Origin of the sequence: Streptomyces sp. NPDC046821 (genome assembly GCF_040645335.1) — a bacterium.
In the GTDB taxonomy this organism is placed as follows: Bacteria; Actinomycetota; Actinomycetes; order Streptomycetales; family Streptomycetaceae; genus Streptomyces.
In genome coordinates this window covers 343,123-357,138 of sequence record NZ_JBEYYB010000008.1, presented here as the reverse complement: position 1 = coordinate 357,138, position 14,016 = coordinate 343,123, and the positions used below count along the sequence as shown (strand labels likewise).

General features: G+C 72.0%; 10 protein-coding genes and 1 other RNA gene. 9 read left to right on the top strand and 2 right to left on the bottom strand.

Annotated elements, in window-relative coordinates; all coding sequences use genetic code 11:
- Window positions 1–8: 8 nt before the first annotated feature.
- A complete protein-coding gene (locus tag ABZ893_RS18675) occupies window positions 9–3,383 on the bottom strand; it encodes an FHA domain-containing protein (protein ID WP_361404440.1) in 3,375 nt (1,124 codons plus the stop codon).
- 505 nt (window positions 3,384–3,888) lie between these two features.
- On the opposite strand from ABZ893_RS18675, the gene ABZ893_RS18670 reads away from it, so the two are divergent.
- The 4 genes from ABZ893_RS18670 (at window position 3,889) to ABZ893_RS18655 (ending at window position 9,397) form a co-directional block, all read left to right on the top strand.
- A complete protein-coding gene (locus ABZ893_RS18670; protein WP_361404438.1) occupies window positions 3,889–5,520 on the top strand; it encodes a serine/threonine-protein kinase in 1,632 nt (543 codons plus the stop codon).
- A gap of 130 nt (window positions 5,521–5,650) precedes the next feature.
- The gene (locus ABZ893_RS18665; RefSeq protein WP_361404435.1) at window positions 5,651–6,886 is read left to right on the top strand and encodes a serine/threonine-protein kinase; all 1,236 of its coding nucleotides are present in this window, start codon (window positions 5,651–5,653) and stop codon (window positions 6,884–6,886) included.
- 362 nt (window positions 6,887–7,248) lie between these two features.
- Window positions 7,249–8,355: a peptide chain release factor 2 gene (gene prfB, locus ABZ893_RS18660; protein ID WP_361404432.1), complete on the top strand. Its 1,107-nt coding sequence runs from the start codon at window positions 7,249–7,251 to the stop codon at window positions 8,353–8,355.
- A gap of 316 nt (window positions 8,356–8,671) precedes the next feature.
- On the top strand, window positions 8,672–9,397 hold the full coding sequence (locus tag ABZ893_RS18655; RefSeq protein WP_361404429.1) for an LPXTG cell wall anchor domain-containing protein: 726 nt from the start codon (window positions 8,672–8,674) through the stop codon (window positions 9,395–9,397).
- 121 nt (window positions 9,398–9,518) lie between these two features.
- On the opposite strand, the gene ABZ893_RS18650 is transcribed toward ABZ893_RS18655, so the two are convergent.
- Window positions 9,519–9,710 carry a hypothetical protein gene (locus ABZ893_RS18650; protein WP_361404426.1) on the bottom strand — a complete coding sequence of 64 codons (192 nt, stop codon included), beginning with the start codon at window positions 9,708–9,710 and terminating at the stop codon, window positions 9,519–9,521.
- Between the two features lie 288 nt (window positions 9,711–9,998).
- Here ABZ893_RS18650 and ftsE point away from each other — a divergent pair, with 288 nt between their 5' ends.
- From ftsE to ssrA, 5 genes are all read left to right on the top strand, one after another.
- Entirely contained in the window at window positions 9,999–10,688 is a 690-nt protein-coding gene (gene ftsE, locus ABZ893_RS18645; protein WP_361404423.1) for a cell division ATP-binding protein FtsE, read from the top strand.
- 49 nt (window positions 10,689–10,737) lie between these two features.
- Entirely contained in the window at window positions 10,738–11,655 is a 918-nt protein-coding gene (gene ftsX, locus ABZ893_RS18640) for a permease-like cell division protein FtsX (protein ID WP_361404420.1), read from the top strand.
- Between the two features lie 78 nt (window positions 11,656–11,733).
- Window positions 11,734–12,888: a S41 family peptidase gene (locus tag ABZ893_RS18635; protein ID WP_361404417.1), complete on the top strand. Its 1,155-nt coding sequence runs from the start codon at window positions 11,734–11,736 to the stop codon at window positions 12,886–12,888.
- A 30-nt stretch (window positions 12,889–12,918) separates the two neighbouring features.
- A complete protein-coding gene (gene smpB, locus ABZ893_RS18630; RefSeq protein ID WP_361404614.1) occupies window positions 12,919–13,461 on the top strand; it encodes an SsrA-binding protein SmpB in 543 nt (180 codons plus the stop codon).
- 118 nt (window positions 13,462–13,579) lie between these two features.
- Window positions 13,580–13,949: a transfer-messenger RNA gene (gene ssrA, locus ABZ893_RS18625) on the top strand.
- Window positions 13,950–14,016: the final 67 nt, after the last annotated feature.

Genomic DNA, 14,016 nt, shown 5'->3' with positions numbered 1-14,016 from the left:
ACACCATGTCACAGAAGGGACGGCACCTCGCGCGCCGACACGGACCGGGCGGCCCGCTCCAACGCGCTTGCCAGCAGGGCGAGATCGGTCGGCCCGTTCCCCAGCTCCCTGACGGGGCGCCGGGCGGGCGGGTCGCCCATCCGGGTCCAGTCGAGCGGCACCACGGTGGGCCGCTGCGTGGCCGTACGCGGAATGCGTCCGGTGACGCGGCCCGCCTGGAACGGCAGCTCGCGGCCGTCCGCGCCGGACAGCGTGCCGCGTCCGGGCGCGGGCTCCTCGGGGCCGGGCGTCGGGGCGTCGAGCACCACCCGCAGCGTGACCTCCCACGGCGACTCGGCCCCCGTCGCGCGGGCCGCGACCAGGTGCACGCCGAGCCGCTCGCCGCCCCGGACGACGGCTTCGAGCGCGCGGACGACGGACCCGGCGGCGGGCCGTCCCGGTGAGCCGAGCGGCGGCGAGAGCAGCGCGTCCAGGTCGTCCACCAGGACCACCAGGCGGGGGAGCGGGGGCGCGGCCTCGGTCTCCTTGCGGGCGGCGGCGGGCCGCAGGCGCATCGTGGAGCTGGGTGGCGTGTCCAGGTCGGCGGCGCCCTGGTCCGACGGGCGGACCGACGCGGGGCGCGGGGCGACCAGGCGGCCCGACACCTCGCGCCGGGTGTGCCACTCGGCGAAGCTCAGCCGCCCGAGCAGCTCGGCCCGGCGCTTCAGCTCGGCGGCCAGCGACTGCGCGAACTCCCGCATCCGCACAGGGTCGTTGGCGGCCAGGTGGGTGGTGACGTGCGGCAGGTCCGTGCACACGCGCAGCCCGTCGCCGACGGCCGCGCCGCCGGTCCCGTCCCGCCCGTCGATGAGGACGAGGCCGAGCCGGTCGGGCCGCTCGGCGGCGGCCAGCGAGGCGGCGGTCGAACGCAGCAGCTCCGTACGGCCGCTGCCCGCCGGGCCCTCGATCAGGAGGTGGGGTCCCTCGGCGGCGAGGTCCACGACGACAGGGCCGCGCGGCCCGGCGCCCAGCACGGCCCAGGCCCGCCCGCCGAGCGCGTCACCGTCGTCCCCGGCGGCCGCCCAGCGCGCCATCAGCGAAGCGGGCGTGGCCCGCGCGAGCCCCAACTCGTCGAGCAGCCTTGCCGATTGGGGGAGCGGGGCGGATACGCGAGGGTGCGGTTCGCCGGGCCCGGACTCCGTACGCAGCGGGGCCAGCGCCCGTGCGAAGCGCTCGGCCCAGGCCGCCGACACGGCGTCGATCGCGGCGACCGTGCCGTGCCCGACGAGCTGTCCGTGGGACGTCCGCATCAGCCGCAGCGCCGTCGCCACGTCCCCGCTGAGCAGCGCGACGGCACCGCACGATTTGAACGCGGGCGACACGGCACACGCCATCTCGTACGTCTGCGTCACGGGGGACGAGGGCGAGGACGCGGGGGCCTCGGCGAGACAGATGACGTGGACCCCGGCGCGCCCGCCCTCGGTGGCGAGGCGGACGGTGGCTTCGCGCAGGGCGGCGGAGCCGGGGTCGCCGTCGACGACGAGGACGGTGAGGGGGCCGGTCCAGGGGGTGGCATTCGGGGTGGGCGCGGCTGCGGCCGGGCCCGGGTCGGAGGGGTGCGGGGCGTAGAGCCCGGCGCCGGAGCGTCCCGTCGCGGGGGTGTCCAGGTCGGCGGACCGATGGTCACCGTGCGCGTCCGGCCCGGGCCCGCCGCCCGGATGGCTTCCTGCTGCCTCACGGCCGTACGGGGACACGGACATGCCGCCACCCCGCTCCCCGGCGTCGGCGGCTTCACCCGAACGGGACCTCGGCACCGTCGGCCCGGAGACCGGCGCACCGAAAGTGGCGGTACCCAGAGCCGTACCGGGACCGGCGGAGCCCTCCGTCTGAACGGAACGCCCCGGCGCCGGACGCCGCGTCTCGTCCGCGATCCGGTCGTCCAGGCGGCGCAGCAGCTCACCCGTACGGGCGGCCGCCTGCTCGCGGTCGTAGGCCAGCAGGAGCCGGCAGTCCTGGCCGTGCGTGGGACGCAGATGGGGGAGCCAGCCGAGCCAGGCCCAGTCCGCCGCGCGGTCCTGGACGGAGCGCGAGCGGTCCGTGCTGACCAGCACGATCTCCAGCGCGTCCGGCGAGTGCAGCGCAGCGAGCTGCGCGACGACGGAACGGGCCACGCCGGAGAGCCGGGCACGCGGCCCCGCGAGCCCCAGCGCTCCGGCCTCGCGCAGGCCCACCGTGACAGGGACCCCGGGCAGCAGACCCGTACGGTCCGGTGACGTCCGGTCGTCCGTGCCGAGCCGCACCGCAAGGGCCTCGGGGTGGCCGGGGCCGCGCTCCCAGAGCCGGGACCCCGGGCCGAGCGCGGTCAGCAGCAGCGCGGCCGGGTCCGGCCACGCGTCGCGGGAGCCCGCGGGGGAGGGGACGAAGTCCTCGGGCACGTACGCGCCCGGATCGCCGTCGTAAGCGTCGTAGTCGTACCCGTCGTACCCGTCCGAGTCGTACGGGGAGCCGTCGTCGCCGTCCACGCGGCGTCCGCCCGCCAGGCGCCTGGCCCACGCGCCGAGCCCGCCGCGCCTGCGCTGCTCACGCGGCACGGGCGTCCCGCGCGCGGGCGTGCCGTCAGCGCTCTCCACGTCGGGTGCGCCGCCCTGCACCGGGACCAGGGGCGCGGCCAGCTCGGCGGCCCCGTACGCGTGCCGTGTCTCACCGGGGACCGGGGCCGCGGGGTGCGATGCGTCACCCGCCCCCTCCTCGGGCGCCGCCACGCGCACGTGACCCTCACCGTCCGGCGCCGTCCGCAGCACCGCCCCCGGAGACGCGGCCCCCGCGGGAGCGAGCCGCAGCGTGGATTCGCCAAGGCGCAGCAGGGCGCCCGGGGCGAGCCGGGCGGGGCGGTCGCCGACAGGGGTGCCGTCGACCGTCGTCCCGTTGGTGGAGCCCAGATCGGTGACCGTCACCCGGCCGTCCTCGTCGAGCGTCACGGCGCAGTGCATCCGGGACACGTCGGGGTCGTCGAGCGCGATGTCCGCGTCGGCCGACCGGCCCACCCGGATCTCACCGCCGTGCAGCAGATGCACCCCGCCCGCGTCCGGCCCCGCCACCACATGGAGCTGCGCCTCCGCGCTGTCCAGCTCGGGGCCGGGCTCCGCCGGGACGCCCAGGGACAGTACGGCGCCGTCGGTCAGGGGCGGCTCGCCCAGGGTGCAGCGGTGCCCGTCGAGGCGGTCGGGGCCCGCGTACAGGCTCGCGGTGCTCTCCGGTCCCGCGACAGCCGCGACCAGACCGGGGGCCACCGCGGCGAGCGCGGTCCCCGCCGGGGCGGTCACGAGCACGTCCCGCGACGCCGCGCGGCCCTGGGGGTCGGGGCGCGTCCCCAGGGGGTCTACGACGGTCAGCCGGATCTGCATCGCGTCAGCGGTCCCTTCTGCGCGGGCGCCCCGGCAGGGGCTGCGCCGCGGTCCCCCACCGCAGATTCCCCCACCGCACAACGGGCACGTAGGCCAGTACGAGAGGCATCCTCGCACTTGCCACGGACAACACGCCCGAGGGCCACCCGTAAGTGATCTTGATTGGTCGGCTCTGCCCGCAAAAGTGCCCGCATGATGCCGCTTGAGACCACTCGGAGGTGTCTGTCACCCCCACGTGCGGCAACCAGGAGTCCGGCTCGGGCGTCTTTGTGCCGAAGGGGCCGCCGGATCGCTGCTTCTGGCGCCTCCGGGAGCCGCTGATCGGCCGAAGTCCGGCGGAAGTCCGGCGGAAGATCAACAGACAGTGCGCTGTTCGACGGCACTACAGTGGGTCGGAACACCCGCGGCCGGACCGGCCCGGGGCAGTGGCGAGGCGGGACCGGACAGGCAGTCCCGGGCAAGACCAAGCAGTACGCCAGATCGCAGCAAGCAGGGAGCGCATGACGTGCGGCCGGTAGGGAGCAAGTACCTGCTCGAGGAGCCGCTCGGACGCGGCGCCACGGGCACCGTCTGGCGTGCCAGCCAGCGGGAGACCGCGGGTGACGAGGCGGCCGTCCCCGGGCAGCCCGGCGAGACCGTGGCGATCAAGGTCCTCAAGGAGGAGCTCGCCAACGACGCGGACGTCGTGATGCGCTTCCTGCGCGAGCGCTCCGTGCTGCTCCGCCTCACCCATCCGAACATCGTGCGCACCCGCGACCTGGTCGTGGAGGGCGAGCTGCTCGCCCTCGTCATGGACCTGGTCGACGGCCCCGACCTGCATCGTTACCTCCGCGAGAACGGCCCCTTCTCGCCGGTGGCCGCGGCTCTGCTGACCGCTCAGGTGGCGGACGCGCTCGCCGCGAGCCACGCCGACGGCGTCGTGCACCGCGACCTCAAGCCGGCCAACGTCCTGCTCAAGCAGGACGGCGGCGAGATGCACCCGATGCTCACCGACTTCGGCATCGCACGCCTTGCCGACTCCCCGGGCCTGACCCGCACGCAGGAATTCGTCGGCACGCCCGCGTACGTCGCGCCCGAGTCCGCCGAGGGCCGCCCGCAGACGAGCGCCGTCGACATCTACGGCGCCGGAATCCTTCTCTACGAGCTGGTCACCGGTCGGCCCCCGTTCTCCGGGGAGTCCGCGCTCGAAGTCCTGCACCAGCACCTGAGCGCCGAACCGCGCCGGCCTTCCACCGTGCCCGACCCCCTGTGGACGGTCATAGAGCGCTGCCTGCGCAAGAACCCCGACGAGCGCCCCAGCGCCGAGAACCTGGCGCGCGGCCTGCGCACCGTCGCCGAGGGCATCGGCGTGCACGCGAACGCCGCGCAGATCGCGGCGGCCGAGGGCGTCGGCGCCCTCCTCATGCCGGACCCGACGCCCGCGCAGGTGCCGGGCGCCCCGGCCGGCGCGAGCGACGCGACCCAGGTCCTGCCGAGCACGGGCGGGAACGCGGGCGCGTACGACCCGAACGCGGCGACGAGCGTCATGCAGTCACCCGCCGGCGGCGCCGCCGACCCGACGGCCGTCATGCCGCCCGTGCCGCAGCACCAGCCGGGCGCGAACCCGGACGGCCCGCACCCCTGGCAGAACCAGCTCGCGGCGGCCCGCGACCGCAACGAGCAGACGCAGGTCCAGTACCTCGACCCGAGCGACGACCCGCTGCGCCACCGCCCGCACCGCCAGCCGGCCCGCCCGCAGCAGCAGCCGCGCCCCCAGCAGCAGGCGCGCCCCCAGCAGTACGCCCAGCAGCAGCGGCAGCAGCCCCAGCAGCCCCAGAGGTACGCCCCGCCGCCCCAGCAGTACGCGCCGCCGAGGCAGCCCGAGCCCCCGCGCCGCGAGCCGCGCCCGCCGAGGCAGCGCAGCGCGAACCCGATGAAGATCCCGGGTCTCGGCTGCCTCAAGGGCTGCCTGTTCATGATCGTCATGCTGTTCGTGGTGAGCTGGCTCGTCTGGGAGTTCACCCCGCTCCAGCACTGGATCGGCACGGGCAAGGGCTACTGGGCCCAGCTCACGGACTGGTTCAACACGGTCACGGGCTGGATCGGCGACCTGGGTAAGAGCGGCTCGGGAAGCGGCGGTTCAGGCACCGGCAACTGAGCGAAGGCTCCAACATCCGGCGTGACGTTGGAGATTTGTCGACTTCTGACGGGTGATTTCCCCCGCGGATGCGATGGTTGGCGCCCGAGCCGCGTAGCTTGGGCGCCAACACGCGTCTGTAGGAGCAGTCTTGGCACGGAAGATCGGCAGCCGGTACACCGCGAACCAGATCCTGGGCCGCGGCAGCGCCGGCACGGTGTGGCTGGGCGAGGGACCCGAGGGACCCGTCGCCATCAAGCTGTTGCGTGAGGACCTGGCCTCCGACCAGGAACTCGTCGGCCGCTTCGTCCAGGAGCGCACAGCCCTCCTCAGCCTGGACCACCCGCGCGTGGTCGGCGTCCGCGACCTCGTGGTCGACGGGAACGACCTGGCCCTCGTCATGGACCTCGTACGCGGCACCGACCTGCGCACCCGGCTCGACCGTGAGCGGCGCATGGCCCCCGAGGCCGCCGTCGCCGTCGTCGCGGACATCGCGGACGGACTCGCCGCCGCGCACGCCGCCGGGATCGTGCACCGCGACGTCAAGCCGGAGAACGTCCTCCTGGACATGCAGGGCCCCCTCGGCCCCGGCGGCTCCCACCCCGCGCTGCTCACCGACTTCGGCGTCGCCAAGCTCATCGACTCACCGCGCCGCACCCGCGCCACGAAGATCATCGGCACCCCGGACTACCTCGCCCCCGAACTCATCGAGGGCCTCCCGCCCCGCGCCGCCGTCGACATCTACGCTCTCGCGACCGTCCTGTACGAGCTGCTCGCCGGGTTCACGCCCTTCGGCGGCGGCCACCCCGGCGCGATCCTGCGCCGGCACGTCACGGAGACGGTCGTACCGCTGCCCGGCATCCCCGACGAGCTGTGGCAGCTCCTCGTCCAGTGTCTGGCCAAGGCGCCCGCGTCCCGGCTGCGCGCCTCGGAGCTGGCCGCCCGCCTGCGCGAACTGCTCCCGTCGCTCGCCGGGATGGCACCCCTCGACGTGGACGAACCGGACACCGAGCCCGACCCGGAGCCGGAGGCCGCCCCGGCAGCGCCCCGGGAGCCCGTCGTGCGCCGCGGCGCCGTCCCTCTCGTCCCCGGCAGCACCCCGACCGACTCGAACCGCGACACCCACACGTCGATGCGCGTACCGGCGCCCGACGAGCTCGCGGGCGGAGCGCGCGGCACGGCCCGCGCCCCCCGTGCGTCCGGCGCCCCCCGCCCCGGCTCGGCCCGCCACCGCGCCTCCGCCCGGCGCCGCCGCATCACCCTCGGCGTGGCCGGAGCGGTCCTCGCGGCGGCGGCCGGCATCGGCACGTGGGCCGCGGTGAGCGGGGACAACGCGGACGCGACCCCGGGCAAGAACCCGGAACAGTCGGCCCCAGAGTCCCCCTGAGGCCGCCCCCGCGAGGCCGCCGGGTCTCCCTGAGGGCGCCCCCGCGAGGTCGCCGGGTCTCCCTGAGGGCGCCGCCGCGAGGCCCCTGAGTCCCCCTGAGGCCGCCCCTGCGAGTTCCCCGAGCCTCCTGGGGGTGCCTCCGCGAGTTCCCCGAGCCTCCTAGGGGTGCCTCCGCAAGTTCCCCGAGCCTCCTGGGGGTGCCTCCGCGAGTTCCCCGAGTCCCCCTGAGGGCGCCTCCGCGAGTTCCCCGAGCCTCCTAGGGGTGCCTCCGCGAGTCCCCCGAGTCCCCATGGGGGCGCCCCCGCACGGCCCCCGAGCCCACCAGGACCGGACCACTTGCCCCAGCCCGTTACGCTGGTGTCGTGGCAGTCGTCGACGTTTCCGAAGAGCTCAAGTCCCTCTCCTCGACCATGGAGTCGATCGAGGCCGTCCTGGACCTCGACAAGCTGAGGGCAGATATCGCCGTGCTCGAGGAGCAGGCGGCCGCACCGTCCCTGTGGGACGACCCCGACGCGGCACAGAAGATCACCAGCAAGCTGAGCCACCTCCAGGCCGAGGTGCGCAAGGCGGAGGCCCTGCGCGGCAGGATCGACGACCTCGGCGTGCTCTTCGAGATGGCCGAGGAGGAGGACGACCCGGACACCCGGGCCGAGGCCGAGTCCGAGCTGACCTCCGTCCGCAAGGCGCTCGACGAGATGGAGGTCCGTACCCTCCTGTCCGGCGAGTACGACTCCCGTGAGGCGCTGGTCAACATCCGCGCCGAGGCCGGCGGCGTCGACGCCGCCGACTTCGCCGAGCAGCTCCAGCGCATGTACCTGCGCTGGGCCGAGCGTCACGGCTACAAGACCGAGGTCTACGAGACGTCGTACGCGGAAGAGGCCGGCATCAAGTCGACCACCTTCGCCGTGCAGGTCCCGTACGCGTACGGGACGCTCTCGGTCGAGCAGGGCACGCACCGCCTCGTCCGTATCTCGCCCTTCGACAACCAGGGCCGCCGCCAGACGTCCTTCGCGGGCGTCGAGGTGCTCCCCGTGGTCGAGCAGACGGACCACGTCGAGATCGACGAGTCCGAGCTGCGCGTCGACGTGTACCGCTCCTCCGGCCCCGGCGGCCAGGGCGTCAACACGACGGACTCCGCGGTCCGCCTGACCCACCTGCCCACCGGCATCGTGGTCTCCTGCCAGAACGAGCGCTCGCAGATCCAGAACAAGGCGACCGCGATGAACGTCCTGCAGGCCAAGCTCCTGGAGCGCCAGCGCCAGGAGGAGCGCGCCAAGATGGACGCCCTCAAGGGCGACGGCGGCAGCTCGTGGGGCAACCAGATGCGCTCGTACGTCCTGCACCCGTACCAGATGGTCAAGGACCTCCGGACGGAATTCGAGGTCGGTAATCCGCAGTCGGTTCTCGACGGCGAGATCGACGGATTCCTCGAGGCCGGAATTCGCTGGCGCAAGCAGCAGGAGAAGTAACGCCGGATTCTTTCCGCGCGTGATCGACCGCGCGTGATCGACTTTGTCGACAAGGCAACTGCCGTCCTTTGGGCGGCAGTTGCTTTTTACGTCACAGTCACATGACCATGTGGCGGTCAAGCCCCCGCATTCCGGGCATTGCGTGCGCAACGACCTTGACGCTGACATGGAAACTGTGAAGGCTGGCGCACGGTACGCGTATCAGTGGGACGCGCGTGCACCGGGGGGCGGGCCATCACGAAGCCGACTACCCCCGGGTGGCCCCCGTCCCCGAGCGCTGCTCCATCAACGATTAGCTACTGGGGGTAGCAGGCAGATGACCAAGAAGACGCGGATCCGTGTCGCGCGGATAGCAGCCGGTGCGGTGATCGCCGCCGGCGCGTCGCTGACCGCCGCGGGCGCCGCTTCGGCCGCCGGCATCGGTATCGACCTCCCGGGCGTGGGTGCGAACGTGCACGCCGCCGGTGACGGTATCGCCATCGACACGAGCATCGGTGGCGACGAGAAGGACCCGACGCCGCCGTCCCCGTCCACCCCGCCCACCGACCTTCCGGAGCCGTCCGGCTCGCCGAGCACCGGGCCGTCGGACCCGTCGGGCCCGCCGGAGCCCAGCCAGGAGCCCACCGAGCCCACCGAGGACCCGACCGCCCCCGGTAACGGGAACGGCGGCGGCAACGGTAACGGCGGCGGCAACGGCGGCGGCGACCACGGCGGTAACGGCGGCAACAACGGCGGCGGTCACCACGGCGGTAACGGCGGCAACCAGGGCGGCGGGAACGGCAACACCGACCCCGACGGCGGCAACAACCCGGTCGAGCAGGGCCAGGGCAGCGACAGCCTGCAGGACACGGGCTCCGTCCCGGCCCAGCCGGCGCAGCCCGCCCAGCCCGCCCAGAACGCCGGCAAGTCGGGCGGTCAGCTGGCCGAGACCGGCGCCGCCGAGACGACGTTCCTGCTGATCGGCGCCGCGACGATGATCGCCGGCGGCATCGGCTTCCGCTTCCTGCCCCGCCTCGTCGGCGGCGGTCGCACGGCCGCGTAAGCGGCCGTAGGAGCGCAGGTCCGCACACGCGGACCGACAGCACGAGAAGGGCCCGGAGCGAATCGCTCCGGGCCCTTCTCGATGTTTACGTGTTTCGCTTCGTATACGTATACGTGCTTCGCTAGACGGTCTGGTGCGCGAGCAGCGCCAGGGCCGCGATGAGTATCGCCACCAGCGCTATCAGAGCCATCGGGTGCAGGGCCGCGAACGGGTTCTCCTGCTGCATTCGTGCCCGGCTCGCCCGGCACACGGGGCAGCGGCCCTCGCTCACGGGCGCCGCGCAGTTCGCGCACACCAGCCTGTCATAGGTCATGCGCTCTCCTCCTCCCGCACGGCTCAGCCGCCACTGCGATTCGCTTCTCACAACGCTCCGGGGACCGCAACCGTTCCCCCTACCACTGTGCCAGCTTCCGCGGATTTCGGCGCGCCTCCCCGGATGCTGCCCCATTGGCCCCGTTCCGTCCGTATCGAATTCCGCCTGTGACCAGGCAATCATCAGGACAAAGCGCACAACTCAGGACGCCGACTGCGCCCTGGCGCCGGGTTCGCGTATGGTCACGCAGACCTGACCCCGACGCCCCCGATCCTCCGAGGCGCACCCGTGATCCGATTCGACAACGTCTCCAAGGCCTACCCCAAGCAGACCCGGCCCGCCCTCAGGGATGTGTCCCTCGAGGTCGAGCGCGGTGAGTTCGTCTTCCTTGTGGGTTCCTCCGGCTCCGGAAAGTCCACGTTCCTGCGGCTGATCCTGCGCGAGGAGCGCACCAGCCAGGGACAGGTGCACGTCCTGGGCAAGGACCTGGCACGCCTGTCCAACTGGAAGGTGCCCCAGATGCGCCGCCAGCTCGGCACGGTCTTCCAGGACTTCCGCCTGCTCCCCAACAAGACCGTCGGCGAGAACGTCGCCTTCGCGCAGGAGGTCATCGGCAAGTCCCGTGGCGAGATCCGCAAGTCCGTCCCCCAGGTGCTCGACCTCGTCGGTCTGGGCGGCAAGGAGGACCGGATGCCCGGCGAGCTCTCCGGTGGTGAACAGCAGCGTGTGGCCATCGCCCGCGCCTTCGTGAACCGCCCCAAGCTCCTCATCGCCGACGAGCCGACCGGCAACCTCGACCCGCAGACCTCGGTCGGCATCATGAAGCTGCTCGACCGGATCAACCGCACCGGGACGACCGTCGTGATGGCCACCCACGACCAGCAGATCGTGGACCAGATGCGCAAGCGCGTCATCGAGCTGGAGAAGGGCCGTCTCGTCCGCGACCAGTCGCGCGGCGTCTACGGCTACCAGCACTGACCCCGTGCCGATGCGCACCAGAGCACTGAGAAAGGCCTGACCAGACGTCATGCGCGCCCAATTCGTCCTGTCGGAGATCGGCGTCGGTCTCCGACGCAATCTCACGATGACCTTCGCCGTCATCGTCTCGGTCGCCCTCTCGCTCGCCCTGTTCGGCGGCTCGCTGCTCATGCGTGACCAGGTGAGCACCATGAAGGGCTACTGGTACGACAAGGTCAACGTATCCATCTTCCTGTGCAACAAGGGCGACGCGGAGTCCGACCCGAAGTGCGCCAAGGGAGCCGTCACCGCCGAGCAGAAGAAGCAGATCCTCTCCGACCTGGACAAGATGCCGGTCGTCGAGAAGGTCACCTACGAGTCGGCCGACCAGGCCTACAAGCACTACAAGGAGCAGTTCGGCGACTCTCCGCTGGCCAGTTCCCTGACGCCGGATCAGCTCCAGGAGTCGTACCGGATCAAGCTCAAGGACCCGGAGAAGTACCAGGTCGTCGCGACCGCCTTCGACGGGCGGGACGGCGTGCAGTCCGTGCAGGACCAGAAGGGCATCCTCGACAACCTCTTCGGACTGCTCAACGGCATGAACTGGGCGGCGCTCGCCGTGATGGCCCTGATGCTCGTCGTCGCGCTGATGCTGATCGTCAACACCGTGCGCGTATCGGCGTTCAGCCGGCGCCGCGAGACCGGCATCATGCGCCTCGTCGGTGCGTCCAGTTTCTACATCCAGGCCCCGTTCATCATGGAGGCCGCCGTCGCCGGAGTCATCGGCGGAGCGGTCGCCTGCGGAATGCTCCTCGTGGGCCGCTACTTCATGATCGACCACGGTCTGGCGCTGGCTCAGAAGCTGAACCTGATCAACTTCATCGGCTGGGACGCGGTCCTCGCCAAGCTGCCGCTCGTCCTCGCGATCGGCCTGCTCATGCCCGCAGTTGCCGCATTCTTCGCATTGCGCAAGTACCTGAAGGTGTGACAAGCCTCCCCAGCGATACCAAGCGCCGTACGGTTCAAGGAGCCGTACGGCGCTTCGCGTTGTCCTAGACTCACCGTCATGTCGGGCCCCGAGCTGTTCCCCCGGCCCCGCGGCCTCCGCCGTGGGGCAGCCCTGACATTGGTCTTCGTGAGCACCCTCGCGATCGGTGTCACGTCGGGTTCGTGGAGCGCGGACGGCCGCAATTCCGAGGAGCGGTCCGCGGGTTCGCGCGCCTCCCTCGGCAAGGACGACGTGGCCAACGCGGCAGCCGAGGCGATGGCCGACGGAAAGTCCCCCACCCAGGCCGCCGAAGAAGCGGTCAGCCGCAGCGGCGACCGCTGGGGCGCCGTCTACTCCCAGGGCGAGTACAAGGAGTTCGAGCAGGAACTCGACGGCGAGTACACCGGCGTCGGCCTCTGGGCCAGGCGCACCGCCGACGGCCGTATCGAAGTGGCCAAGGTCGGTGACGGGTCGCCCGCCGCGCGCGCGGGCGTGCGTCCCGGCGACCGGCTCCGCACCGTCGACGGCCGTTCCGTCGACGGCCGCCCCGTCACCGAGGTCGTCTCCCTCCTGCGCGGCGAACATGCCGGTACGGCGGTCCGCCTCGGCCTGACGCGCGGCACGCGCGCGTGGACCGAGACCCTGCGCCGCGCCAATCTCGCCACCGAGTCCGTCACCGTCTCCCACCTCCCCGGCGGCACCGTCCTGATCAAGGTCGCCGCCTTCACCAGGGGCTCCGGCGAACGCGTACGCACCGCCGTCCGCGACGCCCCCCGCGGTGACGGCGTCATCCTCGACCTGCGCGGCAACTCGGGCGGCCTCGTCACGGAGGCGGTCACCGCGGCCTCGGCCTTCTTCGACGGCGGACTCGTCGCCACGTACGACGTACGCGGACGGCAGCGCGCCCTGCACGCCGAGCGGGGCGGCGACACCACCACACCGGTCGTCGTCCTCGTCGACAGCGGCACGATGAGCGCGGCCGAGCTGCTCACCGGGGCGCTCCAGGACCGGGGCCGCGCTGTCGTCGTCGGCTCGAAGACCTTCGGCAAGGGCTCCGTCCAGATGCCCAGCCGCCTCCCCGACGGCTCCGTCGCCGAGCTGACCGTCGGGCACTACCGCACCCCCACGGGGCGCGCGGTCGACGGCCGGGGCATCACCCCCGACCTGGAGGCCGAGGTGGGTGCGCAGGCGCGGGCCGAAACAGTATTGAGTGGCCTCGGGGACCCCTCGTAGTGCGAAAATGGCCGCACTATGAGTAAGGGAATGTACGTACCGAAGGAATCCCAGCCGAAGCAGGGTGCGTCCAAAAAGTCCGGAAAGGACAAGGACGGCAAGCGCAAGATCGTCGCGCAGAACAAGAAGGCGCGGCACGACTACCTGATCATGGACACCTACGAGGCCGGCATCGTGCTGACCGGCACCGAGGTCAAGTCGCTGAGGCAGGGCCGCACGTCCCTGGCCGACGCCTTCGTCCAGATCGACCGGAACGAGGCGTGGCTGCACAACGCCCACATCCCGGAGTACAGCCAGGGCACCTGGACCAACCACGCGGTGCGCCGCAAGCGGAAGCTGCTCCTGCACCGCGACGAGATCGACAAGCTGGACTCGAAGTCCCAGGAGACGGGTCACACGATCGTGACCCTCGCGATCTACTTCAAGGACGGCCGCGCCAAGGCCGAGATCGCGCTCGCCAAGGGCAAGAAGGAGTACGACAAGCGGCAGACGCTGCGCGAGCAGCAGGACCGCAGGGATTCGGACCGCGCCATCGCGGCGGCGAAGCGCCGGCAGCGGGCCCGCGAGCGCTGACCTCGGACGGCCCCGGCAAAATACGCTGGCACCGGCGCCCGTCGGTCACGTACGATGGTCACGTCCCGCTGGTGACGGGACACCCCAGGTCGCAGGATCTGGTTTGAAAAATCAACATGGGGATGATCGGTTTCGACAGCGGCTGTCGAAGCAGGGGAAGCGTGTCGAGGAAGCGGCAATGATCTCGTTAACCATATGTCGCAACCAATAATCGCCAACACCAAGCGCGATTCCTTCGCCCTCGCTGCCTAAGTAGCGACTTGCGAAGTGTCAGCCCGGGGGTGATCCCGACCCGGATCCTGGCATCATCAAGGGATCTAAACTTCTGAGCCCGGTCACGGGGCCCAGAAGGAAATCAAACAGTGACTGAGCCCGTCGGAGACTTGTCCGCGTGATCTCCGGGGCTGAGAAAATCGAAGCGGACTGCACACGGAGAAGCCCTGATTCCGCACCGTTGGACGCGGGTTCGATTCCCGCCATCTCCACAATTCCCATGTAAGACGAAGGCCCGGCTGGCATCCAGCCGGGCCTTCGTCGTGCCCAGGGGCCTTCGTC